This window comes from Pseudomonas paralactis, from assembly GCF_001439735.1.
Taxonomy (GTDB): Bacteria; Pseudomonadota; Gammaproteobacteria; order Pseudomonadales; family Pseudomonadaceae; genus Aquipseudomonas; species Aquipseudomonas paralactis.
Genome location: NZ_JYLN01000011.1, coordinates 116,229 through 140,252, shown reverse-complemented (window position 1 = coordinate 140,252; position 24,024 = coordinate 116,229). Strand labels below are relative to the sequence as shown.

25 protein-coding genes are annotated in these 24,024 nt (G+C 60.7%); 10 read left to right on the top strand and 15 right to left on the bottom strand.

From position 1 onward, the window contains the following. Window positions 1–63: 63 nt before the first annotated feature. The 6 genes from TX23_RS23605 to TX23_RS23580 all read right to left on the bottom strand — a co-directional run bounded on the left by TX23_RS23605 (window position 64) and on the right by TX23_RS23580 (window position 5,162). Window positions 64–1,413 (bottom strand): CoA transferase, encoded by a 1,350-nt coding sequence (locus TX23_RS23605; RefSeq protein WP_057704271.1) that lies wholly within the window; start codon window positions 1,411–1,413, stop codon window positions 64–66. Between the two features lie 37 nt (window positions 1,414–1,450). Beyond that, window positions 1,451–2,797, bottom strand: coding sequence for a sensor histidine kinase (locus TX23_RS23600; protein ID WP_057704270.1), 1,347 nt, complete (start codon window positions 2,795–2,797; stop codon window positions 1,451–1,453). A 65-nt stretch (window positions 2,798–2,862) separates the two neighbouring features. Further along, complete coding sequence (locus TX23_RS23595; RefSeq protein WP_057704269.1) at window positions 2,863–3,321, bottom strand: LTXXQ domain protein; 459 nt, start codon at window positions 3,319–3,321, stop codon at window positions 2,863–2,865. A 174-nt stretch (window positions 3,322–3,495) separates the two neighbouring features. Further along, window positions 3,496–4,173: a response regulator transcription factor gene (locus TX23_RS23590; protein ID WP_057704268.1), complete on the bottom strand. Its 678-nt coding sequence runs from the start codon at window positions 4,171–4,173 to the stop codon at window positions 3,496–3,498. A 100-nt stretch (window positions 4,174–4,273) separates the two neighbouring features. After that, on the bottom strand, window positions 4,274–4,573 hold the full coding sequence (locus TX23_RS23585; protein ID WP_057704267.1) for a YciI family protein: 300 nt from the start codon (window positions 4,571–4,573) through the stop codon (window positions 4,274–4,276). Between the two features lies 1 nt (window position 4,574). Continuing rightward, complete coding sequence (locus tag TX23_RS23580) at window positions 4,575–5,162, bottom strand: septation protein A (RefSeq protein ID WP_057704266.1); 588 nt, start codon at window positions 5,160–5,162, stop codon at window positions 4,575–4,577. Between the two features lie 87 nt (window positions 5,163–5,249). On the opposite strand from TX23_RS23580, the gene TX23_RS23575 reads away from it, so the two are divergent. The 6 genes from TX23_RS23575 to rluB all read left to right on the top strand — a co-directional run bounded on the left by TX23_RS23575 (window position 5,250) and on the right by rluB (window position 10,157). After that, the gene (locus TX23_RS23575; protein ID WP_057704265.1) at window positions 5,250–6,113 is read left to right on the top strand and encodes a PHP domain-containing protein; all 864 of its coding nucleotides are present in this window, start codon (window positions 5,250–5,252) and stop codon (window positions 6,111–6,113) included. 13 nt (window positions 6,114–6,126) lie between these two features. Further along, window positions 6,127–6,756 carry an L-threonylcarbamoyladenylate synthase gene (locus TX23_RS23570; protein ID WP_003193796.1) on the top strand — a complete coding sequence of 210 codons (630 nt, stop codon included), beginning with the start codon at window positions 6,127–6,129 and terminating at the stop codon, window positions 6,754–6,756. Between the two features lie 120 nt (window positions 6,757–6,876). Next, a complete protein-coding gene (locus TX23_RS23565; protein WP_164365898.1) occupies window positions 6,877–7,575 on the top strand; it encodes a segregation and condensation protein A in 699 nt (232 codons plus the stop codon). Between the two features lie 12 nt (window positions 7,576–7,587). Beyond that, window positions 7,588–8,508 (top strand): SMC-Scp complex subunit ScpB, encoded by a 921-nt coding sequence (gene scpB / locus TX23_RS23560; protein WP_057704264.1) that lies wholly within the window; start codon window positions 7,588–7,590, stop codon window positions 8,506–8,508. 107 nt (window positions 8,509–8,615) lie between these two features. Continuing rightward, window positions 8,616–8,807 carry a DUF1289 domain-containing protein gene (locus TX23_RS23555; protein WP_057704263.1) on the top strand — a complete coding sequence of 64 codons (192 nt, stop codon included), beginning with the start codon at window positions 8,616–8,618 and terminating at the stop codon, window positions 8,805–8,807. Window positions 8,808–8,951: 144 nt separating this feature from the next. After that, complete coding sequence (gene rluB, locus TX23_RS23550) at window positions 8,952–10,157, top strand: 23S rRNA pseudouridine(2605) synthase RluB (RefSeq protein WP_038451308.1); 1,206 nt, start codon at window positions 8,952–8,954, stop codon at window positions 10,155–10,157. Between the two features lie 191 nt (window positions 10,158–10,348). Here the strand turns inward: rluB and TX23_RS23545 are convergent, their stop codons facing one another. Both TX23_RS23545 and TX23_RS28225 read right to left on the bottom strand, forming a co-directional pair. Beyond that, window positions 10,349–11,308, bottom strand: coding sequence for a M29 family metallopeptidase (locus TX23_RS23545; protein WP_057704262.1), 960 nt, complete (start codon window positions 11,306–11,308; stop codon window positions 10,349–10,351). 73 nt (window positions 11,309–11,381) lie between these two features. After that, entirely contained in the window at window positions 11,382–11,519 is a 138-nt protein-coding gene (locus tag TX23_RS28225) for a hypothetical protein (protein ID WP_003237751.1), read from the bottom strand. Between the two features lie 647 nt (window positions 11,520–12,166). Between TX23_RS28225 and TX23_RS23535 the strand changes: the two genes are divergently transcribed. The 3 genes from TX23_RS23535 to arfB all read left to right on the top strand — a co-directional run bounded on the left by TX23_RS23535 (window position 12,167) and on the right by arfB (window position 14,800). Continuing rightward, window positions 12,167–13,588, top strand: coding sequence for an amino acid permease (locus TX23_RS23535; protein ID WP_057704261.1), 1,422 nt, complete (start codon window positions 12,167–12,169; stop codon window positions 13,586–13,588). Window positions 13,589–13,690: 102 nt separating this feature from the next. Further along, window positions 13,691–14,374 (top strand): pentapeptide repeat-containing protein, encoded by a 684-nt coding sequence (locus TX23_RS23530; RefSeq protein ID WP_057704260.1) that lies wholly within the window; start codon window positions 13,691–13,693, stop codon window positions 14,372–14,374. A 12-nt stretch (window positions 14,375–14,386) separates the two neighbouring features. After that, a complete protein-coding gene (gene arfB / locus TX23_RS23525) occupies window positions 14,387–14,800 on the top strand; it encodes an alternative ribosome rescue aminoacyl-tRNA hydrolase ArfB (protein WP_057704259.1) in 414 nt (137 codons plus the stop codon). Here the strand turns inward: arfB and TX23_RS23520 are convergent. From TX23_RS23520 to TX23_RS23510, 3 genes are all read right to left on the bottom strand, one after another. Continuing rightward, the gene (locus tag TX23_RS23520; RefSeq protein ID WP_057704258.1) at window positions 14,797–15,993 is read right to left on the bottom strand and encodes an MFS transporter; all 1,197 of its coding nucleotides are present in this window, start codon (window positions 15,991–15,993) and stop codon (window positions 14,797–14,799) included. The two genes, arfB and TX23_RS23520, sit on opposite strands and share 4 nt — an antisense overlap. A 103-nt stretch (window positions 15,994–16,096) precedes the next feature. Next, window positions 16,097–16,279: a hypothetical protein gene (locus TX23_RS23515; protein WP_057704257.1), complete on the bottom strand. Its 183-nt coding sequence runs from the start codon at window positions 16,277–16,279 to the stop codon at window positions 16,097–16,099. A gap of 466 nt (window positions 16,280–16,745) precedes the next feature. Then, the gene (locus TX23_RS23510) at window positions 16,746–17,057 is read right to left on the bottom strand and encodes a DUF962 domain-containing protein (RefSeq protein WP_005790802.1); all 312 of its coding nucleotides are present in this window, start codon (window positions 17,055–17,057) and stop codon (window positions 16,746–16,748) included. Between the two features lie 161 nt (window positions 17,058–17,218). Between TX23_RS23510 and TX23_RS23505 the strand changes: the two genes are divergently transcribed. Continuing rightward, the gene (locus TX23_RS23505) at window positions 17,219–18,277 is read left to right on the top strand and encodes an AraC family transcriptional regulator (protein ID WP_057704256.1); all 1,059 of its coding nucleotides are present in this window, start codon (window positions 17,219–17,221) and stop codon (window positions 18,275–18,277) included. Here TX23_RS23505 and TX23_RS23500 read toward each other — a convergent pair. The 4 genes from TX23_RS23500 to TX23_RS23485 form a co-directional block, all read right to left on the bottom strand. Then, window positions 18,234–19,688: a TrkH family potassium uptake protein gene (locus TX23_RS23500; protein ID WP_057704255.1), complete on the bottom strand. Its 1,455-nt coding sequence runs from the start codon at window positions 19,686–19,688 to the stop codon at window positions 18,234–18,236. The two genes, TX23_RS23505 and TX23_RS23500, sit on opposite strands and share 44 nt — an antisense overlap. A gap of 342 nt (window positions 19,689–20,030) precedes the next feature. Next, a complete protein-coding gene (locus tag TX23_RS23495) occupies window positions 20,031–21,368 on the bottom strand; it encodes an imelysin family protein (RefSeq protein WP_057704254.1) in 1,338 nt (445 codons plus the stop codon). A gap of 126 nt (window positions 21,369–21,494) precedes the next feature. After that, a complete protein-coding gene (locus TX23_RS23490; RefSeq protein ID WP_057704253.1) occupies window positions 21,495–23,546 on the bottom strand; it encodes a putative bifunctional diguanylate cyclase/phosphodiesterase in 2,052 nt (683 codons plus the stop codon). 192 nt (window positions 23,547–23,738) lie between these two features. Continuing rightward, window positions 23,739–23,948 carry a hypothetical protein gene (locus TX23_RS23485; RefSeq protein ID WP_157243947.1) on the bottom strand — a complete coding sequence of 70 codons (210 nt, stop codon included), beginning with the start codon at window positions 23,946–23,948 and terminating at the stop codon, window positions 23,739–23,741. Between the last annotated feature and the right edge of the window lie 76 nt (window positions 23,949–24,024).

The following is a 24,024-nucleotide window of genomic DNA, read 5'->3' as shown; positions in this document are numbered from 1 at the left end:
CCACAGTGGACCGTGTTGTTTGATCCTGTGGGAGCTGGCTTGCCTGCGATAGCGGTGCCCAGGTCACCACTGAGGTCGGTGTGACCCTAACTCCACCGCCGGCAAATCCCACTGCAACGGCGTGCCACTGATGCTCAGTGGCGCCAGTAGCCGATGGGCCTGGCCCCAGGCTGTCTGCTCCACGACCAGGCCTTGGTCATTGATGTCTTCCTCACGCAATGCCGCTTGCTGTGGCACTTGCCCGGCTTCCACCAGCAACTTCGCCGTGCGCGCCAACGACAAGCGCGCCGAACCGCCGCGTCCGGAGTTCAGGCGCTCGGCCAACGCCCGGATCGCACTGGCGGCCATCAAGTAGCCGGTGGCGTGATCCAGCGCCTGCACCGGCAGCGGCAGCGGTTTATCCGTCTGTTTCCAGGCCATGCCGGCCTCGGCAATCCCGCTGCTCATCTGCACCAGGCTGTCAAAGCCACGACGATTACGCCATGGGCCGCTCCAGCCGTAGGCGTTGAGGCTGACGTCGATCAGGCCGGGGGCGATGTGCTGCCGTTCGCCAAGGGTATAACCCAGTTGTTCCAGGGCATCGGCGCGGTAGCCGTGGAACAGGATGTCGGCGTCCTTGAGCAACGCTTCAAACACCTGCCTGTCGTCGAGGTTTGTTAGATCCAGGCGGGCGCAGCGTTTGCCCAGGGTCATTTCCGGGATCACGCCGGGTTCGTTCCAGGTGGGCGAGTCAATACGCAGTACGTCGGCACCCAAGCCGGCGAGGAAACGACTGGCCACCGGGCCGGCCAGCACCCGGGTCAAATCCAGCACTTTGATGCCGGCCAGTGGGCGAGCGGCTGAGCCGAGCCAGGGTTTGTCGGTGCCGGGTTCGAAGACCTGACGCTGGATCAACGCTTCGGCGTTTACCGCCAAGCCTTGGGGATGCTGCTGCCAGGCTTGCCAGCTACGCATTTGCGCTGCACAACCGCCCGCATCGACCACCGCCTGTTCCAGTTCGGGAGCTTTCCAGGTCGCGACTCTACTCGCCATTGCTGCGCGATCAGCGGCAGGCCCCAATACCCGCTCGGCTGCTGCGCGGTGATGGGGTGCGTTGGTGTGCAAACGAATCCAGCCATCGGCACTGGCGTAGTCACCGGCTACCGGGTCCCACAGCGGCGGCACTTGCCAACCCACCGGGCGAATCGACGAAGCGAACCAAAAGGAGGCCAGACGCCGATCCACGCTGACACTGGGCAGGCGCCCGGTCTGTTGCTGGATCAACTGGGCCACCGCCTGGCCGGCGGCGCCGATGCTGGCGACGGCCAGGTCGGTTACGGCGAAGGCCGAGGGCAGGGCGCCGACGCTGGTTTGGGACAGCGCGGTAGGGGGTAAATCGAGTGCGGCTTGGATGGGAGTCAGCAGGTCAGTCATCAAAGGCCCTCCGTAAGAGAAGGGCCACTATAGAAGATCATCCCACCGGTGTGGCAACCCCAGGGATCAAGGGCAGTTCGATGCTGGCGATAAAGCCGCCATCGGGATGGTTGGCCAGGATCAGTGTGCCGCCATGGCGCTCGGCGGCGCGACGGGCAATGGCCAGGCCCAGGCCATGGCCTTGTGCGGTCTGGCCCGGGGCCCGGTAGAACGGTTCGCCCAGTTGGCCCAGATGCTCGGGTTCAACGCCGGGGCCGTGGTCACGTACGCTGATCAGAATGCGCCCGTTTTGATGCTGGGCCTGCAATTGAATCGGTTGGCCGGTGGGGTTAAAGCGTTGGGCATTGCGCAGCAGGTTATCCACGGCGCGCTCGATCATGGTCGGCCAGCCCTTGAGGCGCAGGTCGGCGTCGGTGGTGAGGTGCACCACTTGCTCCGGCGCGCCGAGTTGGGCGTCCTTTTGCAGAGCCTTGAGCAACGGGTTGAGGTCGATATCTTCGGCGCTGGCATTGTCGGCGTCGACCCGCGCCAGTACGAGGATTTCGCTGATCAAGGCTTCCAGGCGATCGCATTCGCGGGTCAGGCGCGGCCAGAGTTTTTCCCGCTCTTCGGGGCTGGCGCGCTCGGCCAGGGCCAGGGCGATGCGCAAGCGCGCCAGCGGCGAGCGCAGTTCATGGGACACGTCACGCAGCAATTGGCGCTGGCTCCCGATCAGGCTTTGCAGGCGCGCGCCCATGCGGTTGAAGTCGTTAGCCAAGACACCGAATTCGTCGCGCCGGTTGGCCAGTTGCGCCAGGCTGTTTTGTTGATAGGTGGTTTGCCCCAGGTCATGCACCGCGCCGCGCAAACGACTGAGCGGGCGAGTAATGGACAAGGTCACCAGCAGGCTGAACAGGGTCAGCACCACCAGGGTAATCGCCAGGGCACTGAGCGGCCACAGCAGGCTGCTGCGGTGCCAGGCTTCCAGCTCCGGGTGGGGAATGCGGTAGATCAACAGGTAAGTGTCGCCGGTTTTGTCGCTGGTGTACTCGGCGGTCAGGCGTCGCCACGGCAGGTGGCCGTCCTGGCTGTCGTTCTGCCGGGCTTCAAAGGCCGCGGCGCGGCGCGGGAAGGTGCCGCGTACCACTGGGTCGCCGCTTTCGTTAAGCACTTGCACGTCGATGTGGTATTGGCGTTTGCGCTGCTGCAACAAGTCCTGGGCAGCGTCTTCACCCTGGGTTTCGTAGAGCTGCGTCCACTCTTGGGCCAGGTTGTTGAGGCCAGGGTGGCGGCTCAGAATCCAGGCGTCCTGGTTGAGCATATGCCCAAGCAAAATCGACAACCCGCCAACCAGGGCGATGGCCAGCCAGAAACTCGCCAGGATACGCCAGAACAATGAACGCACAGGAAACCCCCAAACAGGAAAAGCCCAGTGGTGCGAACCACTGGGCCGTAGGCATTACGCTCGTATTATTGCGCTTTTTGCGCTTGCTGGGCTTTCCATTCCTGGAATTGCTTCCACTCGGCGCGGCGCTCGGCCTGCTTTTTGACGATCTCGTCGTATTGCTTCTGCTGGTCGGGCTTGAGCACGGCACGGATACCCGCCTGGGTTTTCTGCTTGCCGGCGGCGATCTCGTCCTGCATGGCTTTCTGGTCAGCGGCCGGCAGTTTGTCCAGGTACTTTTGGGTCAGGTCTTTGCGAGCGTGCCATTGCTCACCCATCAGCTTGCGGATCTGCTCACGCTGTTCCTTGCTCAAGTCCAACTGGCTGAACGGGCCACCTTTACCACGCGGACCGTGTTCACCGTGGCCTGGGCCACCCATCATGTGGCCTTCGTGGCCGCCCATCGGGCCCGGGCCTTCGGGCATGGCCATGGCGACGGTAGGCAGTGCAGCGGCGAGCATCAAAGCGATAAGGGTCTTGCGCATGGTGATTCTCCTGTCTCTATTCCGGTGAGTCCGGATGTGAGTAGGTTACGCAGCGCAAGGTCAGCGGCGGTCAGGGGAGAGTAAAGCTTCGGTAAAGACAGGTTTGACAGGAACTGACAAAACCCTTGAAGGTGATGAAATCAATGGTGGGAGCTGGCAAGCCAGCTCCCACATTTAGAGGCTGTAGTAGTAGCCACGACTACGCAGCGCCACGATGCGTGGCCGCCCATCCGGGTGTGGGCCGATCTTCTTGCGCAGGTTGCTGACGTGCATGTCCAGGCTGCGGTCATATAGGGTCAGCTTGCGGCCCAGGGCGATCTGCGCCAGTTCCTGTTTATCCAGGGGCTCGCCGGGCTGACGCAGCAAGGCTTCAAGCAGGCGGCTTTCGGAAACGGTCAGGGTGAATTCCTGCTCATCAATGCTGACCACCCCGCGCACCGGGCTGAAGCACAGGTCGCCCAGCTCAAGCTGAGTCGACACGGCGGTAGGATGGCTGCGGCGCAATACGGCACGCAGGCGGGCGGTCAGCTCGCGTGGGTCGCAAGGCTTGGCGAGGTAGTCGTCGGCGCCCAGTTCCAGGCCGAGGATGCGGTCCAGAGGCTCGCCCCGCGCCGAGAGCATCAGCACCGGCAACTCCGGGTGGTCGTTGCGCAGTTGTTTGAGCAACTCCAGGCCGCTGCCGTCGGGCAGCATCACATCGAGCACCACCGCCGCCGGGGCGGCTTCGGTCAAGGCTTTGCGGGCGCTCAGGCCGTCGTGGCAGGCGCGCACCTGGAAGCCTTCCTGGCTCAACCAACTGGTCAGCAGCTCACAGAGCTCCTGGTCATCATCTATCAGTAACAGCTCGCTCATGACTCACTCGATTTAGCCATTGTCGACGGCGACGACCCCACCGGTGACGCCGTGAGCCATTAGGAGTGCGCCGAAACGATTAGGTTCGACGCAGCCGGGTTCAAGGCAGGACTTGCTTGAACGGCTTGATCACCACATCGGCATAGACGCCTGCTGCAACGTAAGGGTCTGCCTTGGCCCAGGCCTCGGCGTCGGCCAGGGAGGCAAACTCGGCCACGATCAGGCTGCCGGTGAAGCCGGCGTCGCCCGGGTCGTTGCTGTCGACGGCCGGGTGCGGGCCGGCCAGTACCATGCGGCCTTCGGCTTGCAGCTGTTTGAGGCGCTCGACGTGGGCCGGGCGTACGCTCAGGCGTTTTTCCAACGAGTTGGCAATGTCGGTGGCAATGATGGCGTAGAGCATGTCAGTCCTCGGTTTTCGGTGTGGTGTCATGCAGGTGGCGTGACAGGTAGATGCCCTGGCCGATCAAAAACAATACGGTCATGCCCAGGCTGCCGAACACTTTGAAGTCGACCCAGTAGTCCTGGAAGGTGAAGGCCACGAACAGGTTGGCGGCACCACAGAACAGGAAAAACACGATCCAGGCCACGTTCAGACGTACCCACACCGGCTCCGGCAAGGTCAGCGCGTGCCCCATGATCCGCTTGATCAGCAGGCGGTCACCAATGAAGTGGCTGCCGATAAAGACCAGGGCGAACAGCCAGTTGACCACCGGCGCTTTCCATTTAAGGAAGGTTTCGCTGTGGAAGGCCAGAGTCAGGCCGCCGAAGACCAGGCAGGCGATGAGGGTCAGCCATTGGCTTTTTTCCAGCTTGCGCTGGGAGATGAAGATGGCGCCGTAGACCACGATGGAGCTGATGATCAGTACGGCGGTGGCACTGTAGATGCCTCCGAACGACAGCTCGTGATCGCCGATTTCGATGACCCTGGGGTCGAGTTTGGTAACGATGAAAAACAGCAACAGCGGGATGAAGTCGATGAATTGTTTCACAGTAAGAGCCAGAAGCTGGATGTGGCGGCATAATAACAAACATCCTTGGTTGCGATAGCGCCAGCTGACTTGAGGTTACATACCCACGTGAATGTTGATTTGCACTGCCACAGCACGGCCTCCGACGGCGCCCTGGCGCCCGCGGTACTGGTTGCGCGTGCGTTTGAAAAAGGCGTGCAAGTGCTGGCGTTGACCGACCACGACACCCTTGAGGGCCTCGATGAAGCCCGCCAAGCGGCGCATTCTTTGGGCATGCAACTGGTCAACGGCGTGGAATTGTCCTGCACCTGGGGCGGCGCCACCATTCATGTACTGGGCTACGGTTTCGATCAAAATGCCCCGCCGTTAGTGGCGGCCATTGCCCAATTGCACGATGGCCGCTGGCTGCGGTCCGAAGAAATAAGCCGCAAACTGAGCCTTAAAGGTATGCCTGGCGCCCTCGACGGCGCCCGCGCCATCCAGCAAGAGCTGGGCGACAGCGGCAACGCACCGGCCCGTCCGCATTTTGCCGACTGGATGGTGCGCGAAGGCTATGTCAAGGATCGCGCCGAGGCCTTTCGCAAATGGCTGGGGGCCGGCAAGTTGGGCGATGTGAAGCTGCATTGGCCGACCCTGGAAGACACCGTCCAGACCCTGCGGGCTTCCGGGGCGTGGGTCAGCCTGGCGCATCCCTGGCATTACGATTTCACCCGCAGCAAGCGCCGCAAGCTGATCAGCGACTATATTGGTGCGGGTGGCCACGCGATCGAGGTGGTCAACGGGCATCAACCGGCGGAACAGGTCGGCAGCCTGGCGATCCTTGCCCGCGAATTTGGTCTGCTGGTCAGTGCCGGCAGTGACTTTCATGGCCCAGGCGGCTGGTCCGAGATTGGCGAGTATCGCCAGGTCCCGGAAGATCTGCCGCTGTTGTGGGGGCGATTCAAGCATGACCCCATTATTGCCACCGTCTGAACAGGTAGAGCACGTGAGTCAATTCTTCCAGATTCATCCGGAAAACCCTCAGGCGCGCCTGATCAAACAGGCCGTGGAGATCATCCGTGCCGGCGGCGTGGTGATCTATCCGACTGATTCGTCCTACGCTATCGGTTGCCAGATCGGCGACAAGGGCGCGGTCGAACGTGTAAGGCGCCTGCGCCAGCTGGACGACAAGCACAACTTCGCGCTGATTTGCAGCGACTTGTCCCAGCTCGGGCTGTTCGCCAAGGTCGACACCGGCACGTTCCGCCTGCTCAAGGCCCATACGCCGGGGCCTTATACCTTCATTCTCAATGCCACCCGCGAAGTACCGCGCCTGTTACTGCACCCGAAAAAGCGCACCATCGGTCTGCGCGTGCCGGAACACCCGATCGCCCTGGCGCTGTTGGCCGAGCTGGGTGAGCCGCTGATGAGCGTGTCGTTGATCCTGCCCGGTGAAACCGAACCCTTGTACGACCCTTACGAAATGCGCCGTTTGCTGGAAAAACACGTCGACCTGATCATCGACGGCGGCTACGGCGGCAACAAAGCCTCGACGGTGATCAACCTGGCCGACGGCGAGCCAGAGGTGGTACGTGTGGGCTGTGGCGATCCGGCGCCATTTATGGTCGAGGCCTGAATGTCGGCCGTGGAAACCGCTGATCCCCAGGCCGGCGCCCAGCAGGAACTGCCGTTTGCCATGGTGTATGGCCAGGCGGTCATGGAAATGCCCCTGGACCTGTACATCCCGCCGGACGCTCTGGAGGTGTTCCTTGAAGCCTTCGAAGGCCCGCTGGACTTGCTGCTGTACCTGATCCGCAAGCAGAACATCAACATCCTCGACATCCCGGTGGCGGAAATCACCCGTCAATACATGGGCTATGTCGAGCTGATGCAGTCGGTGCGCCTGGAGTTGGCCGCCGAGTACCTGGTGATGGCCGCCATGCTCGCCGAGATCAAGTCGCGCATGTTGTTGCCGCGTTCGGAGACGGTCGAAGCCGAGGAGGATGACCCACGCGCCGAGCTGATCCGCCGCCTGCAGGAGTACGAACGCTTCAAGGCTGCCGCCGAAGGCATCGACGGCTTGAGTCGCGTAGGCCGTGATGTAGTGGTGCCCAAGCTCGACGCCCCCGAGGCGCGCGCGCGCAAGTTGCTCCCGGACGTGAGCCTGGAAGAGTTGCTGATGTCCATGGCCGAGGTGCTGCGCCGTGGCGATATGTTTGAGAGCCACCAGGTCAGCCGTGAAGCGCTGTCCACCCGCGAGCGCATGAGCGACGTGCTGGAGCGCCTCAAGGGCGGTGGGTTTGTGCCGTTTGTCGAGCTGTTCACTGCCGAGGAAGGGCGACTGGGGGTGGTGGTGACCTTTATGGCGATCCTTGAGCTGGTCAAGGAATCCTTGGTCGAGCTGGTGCAGAATGAGCCTTTTGCGGCTATCCACGTGCGGGCGCGAGCCGAATAACGAGCTGAATCGATGAATCTGACTGAACCCCGCGAACTGGCACCCTTGCTGGAGGCCTTTCTCCTGGCCTCGGGTAAACCGCAATCTTTGGAGCGCCTGTTCGAACTCTTTGAAGAAGCCGAACGCCCGGAGCCGCCGGTGTTCAAGAAGGCGCTGGAGATCCTGCGCAAGTCCTGCGACGGCCGTGCCTTTGAGTTGCGCGAAGTGGCGTCGGGTTATCGTCTGCAGATCCGTGAAAAGTTTTCGCCCTGGGTGGGCCGCTTGTGGGAAGAGCGCCCGCAGCGTTATTCGCGGGCAATGCTGGAGACCATGGCGCTGATCGCCTATCGCCAGCCCATCACTCGGGGCGAAATCGAGGACGTACGTGGCGTGGCGGTCAACAGCCATATCGTCAAGACCCTGCTGGAGCGCGAGTGGATTCGCATCGTTGGCTACCGTGACGTGCCCGGCAAACCGGCGATGTTCGCCACCACCAAGGTGTTCCTCGATCATTTCAACCTGAAGAACCTCGACGACCTGCCGCCGCTGGCCGAACTGCGCGAAATGGAAGCCGAGCCGGTGCTCGATTTCGACGACGCGCCGGTGCCGCAGAGTCTGCAGGAACTGGCCGATGCCAGCGCTGAGCCGGAGGAGCCCAAGGACGAAACCAGCTTCCATACGCTGTTGTTGGAACTGGATGACATGGAGCAGGGCATCAAGACCGACTTTGACGACTTGCTGCGTGATGGCGCGGCTGAGCCGCAAACCCAGGTGAACGTTGAATCCGAGCCTGAGGTCGAAGCCGAAGACGATGTGCTTGGCGTGGCCCAGGCCCGGGAAAAGCTCCTGGCCGCCGTCGCCGCCCTCGAACAACCGCCGCTGAGCGACGAAGAAGACGAAGCCCGGGCGCTGGCCGAAGCCATCGAAAACGAACGCCGCCTACTCGAAGACTGACCGAACCCATGTGGGAGCTGGCTTGCCTGCGATGCAGACGCCTCGGTCTCTCAGATGCAAGGAGGTGATGCCATCGCAGGCAAGCCAGCTCCCACAGAGGATCGACCATGAGTGCCGTGAAAGACCCGTGCATCAGCATTTGCAAGTTCAGCGACGACATCTGCGTCGGCTGCGGCCGCAGCAAGCGCGAGATCCGCGCCTGGAAGAAACTCGACAAAACCGACAAGCGCACGGTTCTGGCCGAAGCCCAGCTTCGATTACTGGCCCTGGGCGCCACCGGTCGGCGGAAAAGCAAATGACTTGGGCGTTATCGACTAGTCTGTGATGCGCAACACGCGCCATGCGCGTATGATTCGCGACCCCTTGCCGACCTATTCGGCCAAGGCCCCGCTTTCAATACCCCTCAGGCCACGCCTGAATCGACCCACCGGGAGGTGCTTACGATGAATGACCAAGACCAGAAAGACCAGGAAATCGGCCCAGCAGGCGAAAAACTGCAAAAGGTGCTGGCGCGTATCGGCGTGGGCTCGCGCCGCGACGTGGAAGCCTGGATCACCCAGAAGCGCATCAAGGTCAACGGCGTCGAGGCTACCCTCGGCCAGCGCGTCGACCTGCACGATGCAATCACCATTGATGGCAAGGTCATCAAGCGTGAAGAGGCCGCCGAATCGGTGCGCCGCGTGATCATGTACAACAAGCCCGATGGCGAGATCTGCACCCGTGACGACCCGGAAGGCCGTCCGACCGTGTTCGACAAGATGCCCAAGCCCAAAGAAGGCCGCTGGATCAACATCGGCCGTCTGGACATCAACACCACCGGCTTGCTGATGTTCACCACCGACGGCGAACTGGCCAACCGCCTGATGCACCCGTCCTACGAGATGGACCGTGAATACGCCGTGCGTGTACGCGGTGAAGTCGATGACGAGATGATCGAACGCCTCAAGGCTGGTGTGGTGCTGGAAGACGGCCCGGCCAAGTTCACCGACATCAAGCAGGCGCCAGGCGGTGAAGGTTTCAACCACTGGTACCACTGCGTGGTGATGGAAGGCCGTAACCGTGAAGTGCGCCGCCTGTGGGAGTCCCAGGGCCTGGTGGTCAGCCGCCTCAAGCGCGTGCGTTTCGGCCCGGTGTTCCTGAACTCCGACCTGCCGATGGGCCGCTGGCGCGAAATGAGCCAGTACGAAGTCGACATCCTCAGCGCCGAAGTGGGCCTGACGCCGGTTGCCATGCCGCAGATGAACGCCAAGAGCAAAGACAAGCTTGAGCGTATGCAGCGCAAATCGTCGCGCCCGGTGCCACGTACCGAACGTGTTGCCCGCACCCTGCGCCCTGCGCTGGATGCACCGGCCACCGGCGGTCGTATCTCGCGTCAGCCGCACATTGAAGGCGAGCGCCGCCCCACCGCGCCATCGCGTCAGGAAGGTGAGCGTGCGCCACGTACGCCGCGTCCTGCCCCGGCGGGTGGTCGCAGCAACCGTGGTGAGGATCGCCCGGCCGATAACGCCAGCACCAAGCGTCCAGCCAAGCCAGCGGCGAACAAGCGCCCTGGCCCGAAACTGGTCGCCGATGAGCCGTCGGGCAAGCGCCGTGGCGCACCGGCTGGTTCCGGCCAGCGCCCTGGTTTTGGTCGCAAGAAGCCGCAGTGATGCGTTAAGCGCTGCACAAAAACGCCAACCCTAGGGTTGGCGTTTTTTTTGCGATCTACATTTGAAATGCAATCAACTGTGGGAGCCGGGCTTGCCCGCGATAGCGGTGGGTCAGTTAGTAAAAAGGTGACTGACACACCGCTATCGCAGGCAAGCCAGCTCCCACCGGGATCTCTACACGTCTATGATTTTTAAAAGGCAAAGGCGCCATCAAACACCGGCTTGTCATCCAGCGCCAGCACCCCACTGGCAAAGATCAAGTCCAGGTGATGACTGCCTTTCTGCCCGCCACCCAAACCCAGGTGCAAGCCGCAATGGCGCTCCTCGAACCCGGCATTGCGCGCGTACAGATCCTTGACCCCTTCATTGGTGCCGATCCCAAGTTCTTCCACCCGGCGATTGGACGGGTTGGCATTCAAATACTTGTTGAAGTCATCCGCCAGCCCCGGCACGTCGCTGGCTACGCTGCAAATGGTCGAGTTCTCTATCCACAGTTCCAGCGGAGATTGCAGCACGCCGTATTTGCGCGCAAACGGAATGGTGCTGAGGAAGGTGCCGACAAACCGCACCTGGCCGTTGATGGCTTCGCTGTGGGTGGCGATTTCGCCGGGCGCCAGGTCGTGGTTGCCGACGCCGTTGATATTGGTCCACTTCTTGATGCTGCTCATCGGCGCTTCCAGGCGCGAACCGTGCTTGTCGGTAAAGCTCAGCACGTTGGCCTGGGACATGCGCCGGATCAGCGTGGCGTTGAGGTCGGCAATGCGTTGCGGTGCGACGCTGAAGGTGTCGTAGAAGTAGTCGCCGTAATCCTTGAACAGCAGGGATTTCTTCCAGTGTTCTGCCATCACGCCTTGCAGGGCACGAATAAAGTCCGGGCCTTCGGCGCGCGGGTTGGGCAGGGTGGAGGAATCGTAGAGAAACAGATACAGATCGCAGGCTTCAATGGCTTGGGTCAGGGCGTCACTGGCGGCCACATCCAGGCGTTGTACCTGGAAGTTGAAACGTGCGGCGCTGCCGTGGGTGATGGCCTGGGCGATGGCATCGTAGCGCTCGGTATGGCCCAGCAGCACGGTGGGGCGACTCAGGCCCTGGAGGGCCGGGTGGTGAGCCAGGTAGTAGAGAAAGTGTTCGACGGCGCGGGCCTTGTCCATGACGGGTGTCCTTCTGTGCCTTGGGTAAGGGGGCAGGTGCCGTGCACAGCACCTGCCGGATGCCTGCCGGGTATTAGAAAGGCCACATCGCGGTGCCGAAAGGCACAACGGCATCGGCTTGCATCATTTCAACGGCGGCCTCATGGGTCGGCGCTTCAAACCAATCGTCGAGTTGCAGTTCGGTTTCCAGGTCTTTTTCCAGTGCTTGCATGGTGTATCTCCTAGAGGACGTTGATTGAGAACGGCTTGCCCCCGGGCTTCGCGGGCAAGTGGAAAGAACCTAGAAGAGAGTGTTTCAAAATGCAAAAAATTTATTGACACGGTTTCATTTGGATTTTTTCTTCTGTTTTTCGTGGGTTATTTTTTATTCAGAAAAAACAGCAAATTGGCTGAACCGATTATCCAGAATTTTCCTTCCGACAAATTTCCGTTGGCTGTCCGAAAAACCTGGCTGTAAAGCAGTGTTTCCGCCACGTAACGATAAGTTTACGCATCTGCCCCGATGCGCTTGACCCGTTTGTGGCTGTAAGGATTAGCTGACAGTTTGTCGCGTGCACTCTGTTGGGGCGTGCCGAAGCTGTCGAGCGGTGTACAATGCGCCGCGTTTTACTGTGACCCTCCTTGCGTACCCACGCAAAAGGCCAAGACCTCAGGGTTTGATCCCCCTGATCACTCCGCCTGGCCACGAGCCGGACGGGTTCGATTTCGTCACAGATAAAAACAAACAGGTGACGCATGACCGTTAGAAAAACGCTGTACTCCTGGTGCCTGCGCCGGGGTTTGAGCGGCGCTGCTTGAGTCGGTAATTCAAGCAGCAACCTGCATTCACCTTCTCAAACCTTGCGTGAGACCCTTTTCATGAGTGGAACCCATTCCTCCTCAGGCGAGCTGAAACGCGGCCTGAAAAATCGGCATATCCAGTTGATCGCCCTCGGTGGCGCTATCGGCACCGGCCTGTTCCTGGGCTCGGCCGGGGTGCTCAAATCCGCTGGCCCGTCGATGATCCTGGGCTATGCGATCTGCGGCTTTATCGCCTTCATGATCATGCGCCAGCTTGGCGAGATGATCGTCGAGGAGCCGGTCGCCGGCTCCTTCAGCCATTTTGCCCACAAGTACTGGGGCGGTTTCGCCGGTTTTCTGTCGGGCTGGAACTGCTGGATTCTCTACATTCTGGTGGGTATGTCGGAGCTGACCGCTGTCGGCAAATACGTGCACTACTGGTGGCCGGAGATTCCGACCTGGGTCTCTGCGGCGGCCTTCTTCGTGCTGATCAATGTGATCAACCTGGCTAACGTCAAGGTCTTCGGTGAAGCGGAGTTCTGGTTTGCCATCATCAAGGTGGTGGCGATCGTCGGCATGATTGCCCTGGGCAGCTACCTGCTGGTCAGCGGCAGTGGCGGCCCGCAAGCCTCGGTGAGCAACCTGTGGGACCACGGCGGGTTCTTCCCCCACGGCGTGGGCGGCTTGGTGATGGCCATGGCGATCATCATGTTCTCGTTCGGCGGCCTGGAAATGCTCGGTTTCACCGCCGCTGAAGCCGATCAGCCACGCACCGTGATCCCCAAGGCGATCAATCAGGTGATCTACCGCATCCTGATTTTCTACATCGGTGCCCTGGTGGTGCTGTTGTCGTTGACGCCGTGGGACAGCCTGCTGGCGACCCTCAACGCCTCCGGCGATGCCTACAGCGGCAGCCCGTTCGTGCAGGTGTTCTCGATGCTGGGCAGCAACACCGCCGCGCATATCCTCAACTTTGTGGTACTGACGGCGGCGCTGTCGGTGTACAACAGCGGCACCTACTGCAACAGCCGCATGTTGCTGGGCATGGCCGAGCAGGGCGACGCGCCCAAGGCCCTGGCCAAAATCGACAAGCGCGGCGTGCCAGTGCGTTCGATTCTGGCCTCGGCGGCGATCACCCTGGTGGCGGTGCTGATGAACTACCTGATGCCCCATAACGCGCTTGAACTGCTGATGTCGCTGGTGGTGGCTACGCTGGTGATCAACTGGGCAATGATCAGCTTCTCGCACTTCAAGTTCCGCCAGCACATGAACCGCACCGGCCAGGTGCCCTTGTTCAAGGCGCTGTGGTATCCGTATGGAAACTACATTTGCCTGGCGTTCGTAGTGTTTATCCTGGTGATCATGCTGATGATGCCGGGGATTCAGGTGTCGGTGTATGCGATCCCGGTGTGGGTGGCGTTCATGGCGGTGTGTTACTGGATCAAGAACAAACGCACGGCGCGGCCAGCTATTGGCACAGCGGGTCCGGTTCTGGAGTAGGACCTTTCCACATACAGAAAACCCGGCGCCGTGCCGGGTTTTTTGTGGGCATGGGCAGGTTAGAATCGCCCCCTCTTTTTTGCCAGTGTGCCCGGAGGCCCCATGCAACACACCGACATTGCCGATGGCGCGTTGCAGCGCGATGAGCTGGAAGACTTGATCGACCAGCACAGTGGCCCCTTGCGCTTGATCGGAGTGGATTTGAGCGGCGTCGATCTGTCGCGCATGGCACTGGATCACTGGATATTCGAGCGCTGTACCCTGGTCCAGACCTCGTTTCTCGGTTCTCGACTGGAAGGGACTCAGTGGAAAAACTGCCGCGCCAGCCTCGCAATTTTCGAAGCGGCCAACCTGCTGGAGGCGCAGTTCCACAGTTGCGACCTGAACAACACCCGCTGGCAGCGCAGCAAACTGTCCCAGGCCAATTTCACCCAATGCAAGCTGACGGGCGCCAATTTTACCCATTGTGCGTCACTGGGGCTGAGCTTCAGCGAAACCCTGCTCAATAGTGCCTTTTTATCCGGACTGTCGTTTGCCCGAACCGAGCTCAATAATCTGGACTTTTCCGACAGCGACTTGTCGGATACGGACTTTCGCAAGGCTGAACTGGTCAACTGCAGCCTCGCACATGCCCGCATCAACGGTGCCAATTTCGCGGGTGCCGACTTGCGCGGTGCAGATTTGAGCGGTTTTCGCCTCAATGATGCCAAACTGTTCAAAGGCGCCGTGATTTCCAAAGCCCAGGCGTCGATGTTGTTGTCCGAGTTGGGCTTGTCCGTTGCTTAAGGTTTTTGATTGATGCTGGTAATTTCCAACAATGTGCACCTGCCCGACGCTGAGATCGAGCTGACCGCTATCCGCGCCCAGGGCGCCGGTGGTCAGAACGTCAACAAGGTGTCGAGCGCAGTGCACCTGCGTTTTGACATTCCGGCATCGTCATTGCCGCAGTTCTACAAGGAGCGCCTGCTCGCGCTGCGCGACAGCCGTATTACCAGCGAAGGTGTGCTGGTGCTCAAGGCCCAGCAATACCGTACTCAGGAGCAGAACCGCGCCGATGCGTTGGAGCGCCTGGTGGAGTTGATCCAGAGCGCCACCAAGGTCGAGAAAAAGCGCCGCCCGACCAAGCCCACCCTGGGCTCGAAGAAGCGCCGCCTGGAATCCAAGACCAAGCGCGGCAGCATCAAGGCCGGGCGCGGCAAGGTCGACTTCTAGGCGTCGCGCGTTTCCCGCGCCTTGGGTGCCTGACGGTACAGGTACAGACTCAGCAGCAAGCCGGCGAGAGCTGCCAGGGCGGCGAACAGAAAGATCGAAGCAAAGCCGAAGCCTGCCGCCACCGCGCCCGCCAGCGGCCCGGTGATGCCCAGAGACAAGTCGATAAACAGCGAATAAGCGCCCACCGCCGAGCCACGGCTGGAGGCCGGGACCAGGTTGACCGCCTCTACCCCAAGCGCCGGGAATACCAGGGAAAAGCCGAAGCCGCTCAACGCCGCACCCGCCAGCGCCAGTTGGGCATCCGGCGCCAGCCACAGCAACAGCAGGCCGAGCACTTCCACCGACAGGCAGGCAATCGCGACGCGAAAGCCGCCAATGCGGTTGATCAAATTGCCAAACAGCAAACGTGCGCCGATAAAACTGGCGCCGAACAGGCTTAAGGCCCACACCGCGTTATCCCAGTGCTGGGTGGTGTAGTACAGGGTGATAAAGGTGGCGATAGTGCCAAAGCCGATGGAGCCCAGCGCCAGCGCGCAACCATGGGGCAACACACGGCCCAGCACATTCATGAACGGCAGACGTACACCGGGCACAATTGGCGCGGCTTGTTTTTTCCAGGCCAGCAGCACGCCCAGCACGGCGAGCAGAATGATACTTACGCCCATGCTCCACAACCCGAACCGGCTGACCAACAGCACCCCCAGCGGTGCGCCGACCGCCAGCGCGCCGTAGCTGGCGATACCGTTCCAGGAGATGACTTTGGCGGTGTTCGCCGCGCCGACACGGCCGATGCCCCAGCCGATTGCACCTGACCCCACCAGGCTTTCGGCGCTGCCCAGCACCAGTCGACCGATCAACAGGCTGCCCAGGCTCACAGCCGGCAGGCTGGAAAACCACGCCGCCAGCAACATGAATACGCCACTTAAACCGCAGCCCACCAGGCCGATCAGCACCGCGCGCTTGCTGCCCAGGTTGTCGATAATCTTGCCGGCATAGGGGCGGCTCAACAGGGTCGCCAGGTATTGCACGCTGATCACCAGCCCGGCGATCACGGCGCCATAGCCCAATTGGCTATGCACATAGCCCGGCAATACGGCCAGGGGGATGCCGATATTCAGGTAGCCGATAAAGGTAAACAGCACGATGGAAACGACTTGCAGCGTCACGGCCATGGGTCGTTGGGTATCAGGCATGGGAGAGGTCCACTGTCGCAGCAGGTAAAGATAGGCTGCTAATGATACCGGCGCACAGGCCGGGCAGGGCGGCAAAAATGTAAAACCTCAGATCAAAGGAGCATCAGGCTTGGGCAGGCGCCAGCAGTTGGGTCGTCACCAGGGCTGCCAGGGCGTTTTCCTGGGTGCCGAAGCGCTTGAGCAGTGTGGCTTGCTTGTCTGCACTGAGGCGGTTCCAGACTTCGACCATCTGCAAGGCAGCGTCGAGCACGGCGGCGTCCGGCGTATCGGGAAGGGTCGTGGTCATGATGAGTATCTCGAATGATTCAGGCAGTGTGGAAAGCGCTCAAAGGTGCGCTTTCCACACGGTCTGGTACGGCGTCAGTCTCGGCGTTTGCTGTCGACTGGTTTTGCGTCTTTGGTCTCAGGCTGCTTGTTGCTGGCCTGTTGCGGTGTTGGCTGCTCTGTTGGGTGCAGGCTTGGGAAGGGGAGATTAGGTATCTCGTGCATCGTCGTCGCTCCTCGCAAGGTCTGTTTTCAATCGCAGGTGATTGCGCGCTCTCAAAAAGCCTTGGCAGGATACAGCACCGTAAATGACAAAAAGACTTTTATCTGGACTGTCTTGCCCATTTTTATCCTCAAAGACTGTAGGAGCGAGCTTGCTCGCGAAAAGCGTCAACGATAACGCAGTGCGTCAGGTTGCCAGCGGTGTCTGTGAGAGCTTCGCGAGCTAGCTCGCTCCTACAGGGAGCAAGTTTGCAATAGGCGTTTATTTAGAACGGTACCTTGCCCAGGATCATGTCGCGGTACATCACAAAATCCCCCAGCAAGCTGTAGAACGGGTGCTGAAAGGTCGCCGGGCGGTTCTTTTCAAAAAAGAAATGGCCTATCCAGGCGAAGGTGTAGCCTGCAATCGGCAAGGCCAGCAACAGGAGCAGTGACCCCCGGCCGATGGCATATGCGAGGATACCGATCACCAGGGTGGTGCCGATAAAGTGCAAGCGCCGGCAGGTGCTGTTGCCGTGTTCGCTCAGGTAGTACGGGTAGAACTCGGCAAAGCTGTTGAATTTTCGGGTGTTTTCCACGGCGGCGGACCCTCTGGTTGTTGTGCCGCCCAACAGCTGTTCGGCGGGGAGCTTATTTGAGTCTAGAGTGATCAGTGGCAAGAGCCAGTGACAATAGATGCCACTTTAGTATCCTTGGCTTCCTGGCTGCCGTTTGAGCCTGCTTTCAATAAGAAGACGCCATGAGCGAACGAACAACTTCTGCAAGCTGGGCGATGGGGATAGTCAAGGCGTTGGAAATGGACGGCCTGGATTGCCGTGCCTTGTTCAAGCAACTGGGCCTGGACTATGCCGCCCTCAGTGACCCGGACGCGCGTTTTCCCCAGGACTCCATGACTCGCCTATGGCAGCGGGCGGTGGAGGTGTCAGGCAACCCGGCGATTGGCTTGAACATGGGCAAGGTGGTGCGTCCGGCCTCGTTCCATGTTGCCGGTTATGCGCTGATGTCCAGCAACACCCTGGCTGAAGGCTTTATGCGATTGGTGCGCTACCAGCGCATCATTGCCGAAAGCGCCGACTTGAGCTTCCGACTCTTGCCCGAAGGCTATGCGTTGATTCTGACAGTGCATGGCGATCACTTGCCGCCGACCCGGCAAAGCGCCGAAGCCTCGCTGGCCAGCGCGTTGGCGCTGTGCGGCTGGCTTACCGGGCGGACCCTGCAACCGCGCAAGGTGCTGCTGCAGGGCGATCAACCGGCGGACCTGGCACCGTACAAGCAGGCCTTCCATGCGCCGCTGCAATTCAATGCGCCCTATGACGCGCTGATCTTCGAGCAAGCCGATATGGATGCACCGCTGCCCACGGCCAACGAGGCCATGGCGCTATTGCATGACCGTTTTGCCGGTGAATACCTGGCGCGTTTCTCCGAAAGTCGCGTTACCCATAATGCGCGACAGGTGTTGTGCCGTCTGCTGCCCCAGGGGGAGCCCAAACGCGAAGTGGTGGCCCAGACACTGCATCTGTCCCAGCGTACCTTGCAAAGACGTTTGCAGGAGGAGGGCACCAGCTTCCAGGCCTTGCTCGATGACACCCGCCGTGAGCTGGCCGAACAATACCTGGCGCAGCCGAACATGACCTTGCTGGAAATTGCCTACCTGCTGGGGTTCGCCGACCCCAGCAACTTCTTCCGCGCGTTTCGCCGCTGGTTTAATGCAACGCCCGGTGAATACCGGGTGCGGCTTCAGGAAATGTCGTGCGTCAGTGGCGCCAGAATGCCGGAATACACAGCACAAATACGGTAATGATCTCCAGTCGACCCAGCAGCATTCCCAGCGACAGAATCCACTTGGCCGCATCCGGCAGGGTAGCGAAGTTGCCGGCCGGGCCGATGGTTTCGCCCAGGCCCGGGCCCACGCCGGATACGGTGCTGGCGGCACCGGTCAGTGCGGTCATCCAGTCCACGCCCAGCAGTGACAATGCCAGGGCGATAACGCAGATGGTGATCGCGAAGAAAAACGAAAAAGTCAGAATCGACCGCACGATTTCTTCATCCAGGCGATGACCGTTGTACTTCTGCTTGATCACCGCTCTGGGGTGGATCAGTTGGTTCAAGTTGGCCTTGAGCAGGATATAGGCCACCTGGAAACGGAAGATCTTGATGCCGCCTGCAGTGGAGCCCGAGCAGCCGCCGATAAAGCCCAGGTAGAAGAACAGCATCAGTGAAAAGTTGCCCCACAGGCTGTAGTCCCCCAGCGCAAAGCCGGTAGTGGTCACCACTGACGTTACGTTCAGCGCCACATGGCGCAAGGCATCGAGCCAATGCAGGTTGGTGGTCCACCAGTACCAGGTGCCGAGTACCAGCCAGGTCACGAGCAACAAGCCGAGCAAACCTTGCACTTGCTGGTCCTTGATCAACGCCCGCCGGTTGCCGCGCAACGTGGCCACATACAGGGCGAACGGCAAGCTGCCGAGGATCATCACTACCACTGCGACCCAGTGCACCGCCGGTTGTTTCCAGTGCGCCAGGGACTCATCCGAGGTGGAAAAACCACCCGTGGAAATCGCCGACATGGCGTGGTTGATCGCATCGAACACGCCCATCCCTGCCCACCAGAATGCCAGGCTGCCGAAGATGGTGATGCCCACATACGCGGCCACGATCAGCCGCGCCACCATATGCGAGCGGGGCATGACCTTTTCCGAGCGGTCCGAAGATTCGGTCTGGAACAGGCGCATGCCACCAATACGCAGCAGCGGCAGGATCGCCACCGCCATGCCGATAAAGCCGATACCCCCGAGCCAGTGCAGCAACGAGCGCCACATCAGAATGCCCGGTGACATGCTGTCCAGGCCGCTCAACACGGTAGAGCCGGTGGCGGTGATGCCGGACATGCTTTCAAAGAACGAGTCGGTGTAGCTGATGTGCTGGGTCAGCAAAAAGGGCAGGGCGGCGAAGATGCACACCACCACCCAACTGCTGACTGTCAGCAGGTACATGTCCCGGGGACGCAAGTGTACGTGCTCCGGGCGACCGGGGATGACCAGAGCCAACCCGGCGATAAAGGTGATCAGGCTGGCCCACAGGAACGAGGGCAGGTCGCTGGTGCGTTCGAAGATCACCAGGGTGGCCATTGGGATGACCATGGCGACCGCAAGAGTGATCAGGAAGATGCCGATGATGAAACCGATGATACGCAGGGTCGGCAACGCCATGAAGTTCGCTCGGGTGATTGGGCAGAGGCGCCATTCTACCTGCGGTGCAGGTCTTGTAAACCAAGGGCTGCGGTGGCTTGGTGTCTACACAACTTCGCAGCGGCGCTGAAGCTGTGGCGAGGGAGCTTGCTCCCGTGACGACCTACCAAGTGGCGCCTATCTACCTGACACATCACGATCCAAATGTGGGAGCTGGCTTGCCTGCGAAGGTATCGACTCGGTGTGCCTGAATCACCGAGTTGTCTGGATCGCAGGCAAGCCAGCTCCCACAGGGATAGGTGCAGCAGTTATTGCGCGCATGAAAAAGGCGACCCGCAGGTCGCCTTTTTCAACTGTGCTTGATCAGAACTCGTGATCAGCGCTGTCCGGGTTCAGGTCGCTGATGCCCAGTTTGCCGGCAGCGGCCTCGATCGAACCGGTCTGCTTGACCAGGGCGGCAATCGCGTCGCGCACGATCTGGTTGCCCTTGTCGTTGCCGGCGGCGATCAACTGGTCGTAGTGCTCGCCGTCATTGGCGCGGTCGACCATGACCTGGATCTTCGCTTCGGTTGCCGCCAGGTCCGCCTTGAGGGCGGCATCGGCTGCCGGGTCGGCCTTGGCCACCAGGGACGACAGGCTGGCGCCGGTCAGCTTGGTGCCGTCAACGCGAGTGTACTCACCCAGGTAGACGTTGCGGATACCCTTGGCGTCGTAGAACTGCGAGTTGTGGGTGTTATCGCTGAAGCAATCGTGTTCGTCTTCCGGTGAGTTGGCTTCCAGGGAGACCTTCATGCGCTCGCCGGCCAGCTCGCCCAACGACAGGCTGCCCATGCCGAACAGCATTTTACGCAGACCGTCGGTAGCCGGTTCCGACTCCAGGGTGGCGCGGTAGTTGTCTTCGACGTTGGGCTTCCAGTTACCCACCATTTCTTCCAGGTCGCTGACCAGTAGTTGAGTCACTGCACGCAGGTAAGTGCGGCGGCGCTCATTGTGACCGCCGGTAGCACCGTCGCCGGTCAGGTAGTCCGAGGCCGGACGGTTGCCCGCGCCTGGGCCGGTGCCGTTGAGGTCCTGGCCCCAGAGCAGGAATTCGATGGCGTGGTAGCCGGTGGCAACGTTCGCCTCGGAACCGCCCAGCTCATTGAGGCTGGCCAGTTTTTCCGGGGTGATTTCCTTGACGTCGATCTTGTCTTCGCCGACCTGGATCTCGTTGTTGGCAATGATGTTGGCGTTGGCGCCGGGGTTACCCAGAGCGTGCTCGTAGGACTTGTCGACATAGTCGATCAAGCCTTCGTCCAGGGGCCAGGCGTTCACTTGGCCTTCCCAGTCATCAATGATGGTGTTGCCGAAGCGGAACACTTCACTTTGCAGGTACGGGACGCGTGCGGCGATCCAGGCGGTACGGGCCGCTTTCAGGGTTTCGTCGTTCGGGTTGGCGAGGAAGGTGTCGACCGCGGTCTGCAGGGTTTTCGCAGTGGATTCGGCATCGCTGTATACCGCAAACACCATGTCTGCGTAGTGCGCAACAACCGCCTTGGCGGCTGCTTCGTCGACCTGGCCTGCCGGTGCGGCCGCCGGTGCGGTGGTGCTGGCGGCGGCGGGTGCTTGAGGCGCGGCGGCCTTGTCTTTACCTTCGCCGCAACCGGCGAGAGAAATGGCAATGGCCAGCAGACTGGCGGTGGCCAGGGGCATACGAATCATGGCGAACATCCTGCTTCGAGTGTGAATAGGGCGCGCGGGGAGCGCAAAAGCTGCGACATAATGCGAAAGATTTGCATTTTGTGTAAAGGCTTATACGCGGGAAATATTTGGTATTGGTTGGTTAATTCACAGACTCACCGCGTTATTACGCTCGGACTGCTTCAAGTAAGCCGCCAACTCCCGCGCCTGCAACGGTTTGCTGTAGTGATAGCCCTGACCCTCATGACAGCCTTCGGAGATGATGTACGCCTCTTGTTCGGCGGTCTCCACGCCTTCGGCAATCACCTGCATACCCAGGCTTTTGCCCAGTTGGATGATGGCGCGCACGATCGTCGCGTCATCGTCGTCATCCTGCAGGTCCTGGACGAAGCTCTTGTCGATCTTGATCTTGTCCAGCGGCAGGCTTTTGAGGTAACTCAGGGATGAATAACCGGTGCCGAAGTCATCAATGGCGATCAGCGCCCCGGAGCGACGCAGGCTCAGCAGGTGCTGGGCAGCGGTGCTGATGTCTTCCATCAGGCCGGTCTCGGTCACTTCCAGTTCCAGGCTGCGGGGCGGCAGGCGATAGATCTGCATCAGGTTGTTGACCACCCGCGGCAACTCGGTGTGGTGCAGTTGCACCGTAGACAGGTTGACGGCGATGCGCAGTGCGGTGAAGCCCAGGTCGTGCCATTCGCGCAGTTGCCGACATGCCTGGTCCAGCACCCATTCGCCAATCGGGATAATGGTGCCGTTCTGTTCTGCCAGCGGAATAAACAAATCCGGCGGGACCAGGCCGTGCTCCGGATGTTGCCAGCGCAACAGGGCCTCCACGCCGACCACGCGATGGTCGCGGTAGCTGATTTGCGGCTGGTACACCAGGTGGAACTGGTCGCGGCTCAGCGCATCGCGCAGGTCCTTTTCCAATTCGCGGCGCCGGCGCATTTCACTGTCCACGCTGGCGATATAAAACTGATAGCGGTTGCGCGAGCGGCTCTTGGCCAGCGTCATGGTCTGCTCGGCTTTTTGCAGCAACTTCTCGGTGCTGTCGCCATCTTCAGGGAACAGCGTGATACCGATGGTGGCACGCAGCCTGATCAGGTCATGCTCAAACGCGAACTCCGCCTCCAGATCATCCAAAATGCTTTGCGCCAGTTCGGCGGCTTCGTACGGCTGGTCGATATCGGCCTGCACCAGGGCGAACTGGTCGCCGCCCAGGCGGGCAAGCGTGCCGAGGCGCCCACTGTGGGCGCGCAGGCGATCGGCCAGGGCCAGCAGCAGTTTGTCGCCGGCCTGGTAGGTGAACTGTTCGTTAACGCTCTTGAAGTCATCCAGCCCGACGCACAACACCGCTACGCGTCGTTGCCTGCGGCCGGCGTCGGTGAGGATCTTGTCCAACTGTTCCTGCAACTTCTGGCGGTTGGGCAGGCCGGTCAGGAAGTCATATTGGGCCATGCGCAGCAGGCTGGATTCGGCCTCGTGGCGCAGGTGGGTATTGCGCTCGATGGATTCGAGTAACTGGTTGGCGGTGTTTATCCACTGCCCCAGTTCGTTGCGTTCGTGGCCCTTGAGTTGAGGGATCTTGTGTTCGCTGGGGCGGTCCGGATTGATCGAGGTCAGGTGCTGAATAATCCGTGACAGCGGTTTGGTCAGCATCCAGTGATACACCAGGTAAAGCACCAGCCCCATGGCCAGCGCGCGCAATACGCCGGAGATAAAGATGATGACCGAGCTGACCAGGAAACCTCTGCCATAGGTGGCGGTATCCAGGGTGATGCTGAGGTCGCCGTAGTATTCGCTATAGGGGCCTTTGCCCACCAGTGCGGTGGTAAAGGAGCGTTCCTGGCCAAGAATCAGATCGGTCAACCAGCGGGTGGGGGAGTGCTGCAATGCACGGCTTTTTTCCGCCAGCATGGTCTCGTTGGGATGACCGATGGAGGCCATGCGCACGGCGTCGTCCTGGAATAACCCTTCGATCACCTGCATACCCATCTCGCGGTCCAGGCTGTAGACGGCCTGGGTTGAGGGGTCGCGAAACATGTCGAGGATGCGTTGCGCATCGTCAGCCACAGCCTGACGGGTCTTGTAGGCGTCAAAAACGATCTGCGCCACGCTCAGCGCCACGCCCACGATCAAGGCCGACAGCAGCACAACCCGTAGCAACTTCACCGACAAGCTGTTTTTGAGTTCCAGCTTCAAAGGGGCATTCCTTGTCTCATGCGGGTGGCCGTCAATATGCCATGAGTATTGGCAATCTGAGGATGGCAGTCAAAGGGACATTGGGCTCGCAGCTTAATTGAGGTTTGGGCGGGATAAACGCAGGAAGGTCAGCGGGCTCGAAGCCCGGTAGCGGAGAAGGCGGAGGAAGTCCGCCTTCGAGTGGGCGACGATTTAAGAGAAATCGATTTTACCCTGGGGCTTTGGCGCTTCCCCAGCGATCTTGGCGCCTTCACTGGCCATGTCCAGGACTTTGCTTGCCATGTCCAGGACTTTGTTTCCTGCCTTCATGGCACCGTTTGCCAGATCCAGCCCTTTATCAACAATACCCGCAACCATTGGGATTGCACCTGCAACCCCAGTTGCCATCGAAATAGGATCCATCGTCATTCTCCACATTGAATTAGGAGGTTTATTCCTCCTGGCGTTTGTGTGGTGAATTGTTACTGTTGAGTTCCGC

Coding starts and splice junctions, on each gene's coding strand:
- TX23_RS28225 (WP_003237751.1), bottom strand. CDS start 11,519: ATGCAAGCACTGGAAAAAGACCTGGAAACCGAACTGCAACTCGACGAT.
- TX23_RS23485 (WP_157243947.1), bottom strand. CDS start 23,948: ATGGATCCTATTTCGATGGCAACTGGGGTTGCAGGTGCAATCCCAATG.
- TX23_RS23590 (WP_057704268.1), bottom strand. CDS start 4,173: ATGAGCGAGCTGTTACTGATAGATGATGACCAGGAGCTCTGTGAGCTG.
- TX23_RS23520 (WP_057704258.1), bottom strand. CDS start 15,993: ATGCCTGATACCCAACGACCCATGGCCGTGACGCTGCAAGTCGTTTCC.
- TX23_RS23515 (WP_057704257.1), bottom strand. CDS start 16,279: ATGACCACGACCCTTCCCGATACGCCGGACGCCGCCGTGCTCGACGCT.
- TX23_RS23495 (WP_057704254.1), bottom strand. CDS start 21,368: ATGATTCGTATGCCCCTGGCCACCGCCAGTCTGCTGGCCATTGCCATT.
- arfB (WP_057704259.1), top strand. CDS start 14,387: ATGCTGGTAATTTCCAACAATGTGCACCTGCCCGACGCTGAGATCGAG.
- TX23_RS23585 (WP_057704267.1), bottom strand. CDS start 4,573: ATGCTCTACGCCATCATTGCCACCGACATTGCCAACTCGTTGGAAAAA.
- TX23_RS23500 (WP_057704255.1), bottom strand. CDS start 19,688: ATGGCGTTGCCGACCCTGCGTATCATCGGTTTCATCATCGGCATCTTC.
- scpB (WP_057704264.1), top strand. CDS start 7,588: ATGAATCTGACTGAACCCCGCGAACTGGCACCCTTGCTGGAGGCCTTT.
- TX23_RS23530 (WP_057704260.1), top strand. CDS start 13,691: ATGCAACACACCGACATTGCCGATGGCGCGTTGCAGCGCGATGAGCTG.
- TX23_RS23605 (WP_057704271.1), bottom strand. CDS start 1,413: ATGACTGACCTGCTGACTCCCATCCAAGCCGCACTCGATTTACCCCCT.
- TX23_RS23555 (WP_057704263.1), top strand. CDS start 8,616: ATGAGTGCCGTGAAAGACCCGTGCATCAGCATTTGCAAGTTCAGCGAC.
- TX23_RS23535 (WP_057704261.1), top strand. CDS start 12,167: ATGAGTGGAACCCATTCCTCCTCAGGCGAGCTGAAACGCGGCCTGAAA.
- TX23_RS23545 (WP_057704262.1), bottom strand. CDS start 11,308: ATGGACAAGGCCCGCGCCGTCGAACACTTTCTCTACTACCTGGCTCAC.
- rluB (WP_038451308.1), top strand. CDS start 8,952: ATGAATGACCAAGACCAGAAAGACCAGGAAATCGGCCCAGCAGGCGAA.
- TX23_RS23595 (WP_057704269.1), bottom strand. CDS start 3,321: ATGCGCAAGACCCTTATCGCTTTGATGCTCGCCGCTGCACTGCCTACC.
- TX23_RS23505 (WP_057704256.1), top strand. CDS start 17,219: ATGAGCGAACGAACAACTTCTGCAAGCTGGGCGATGGGGATAGTCAAG.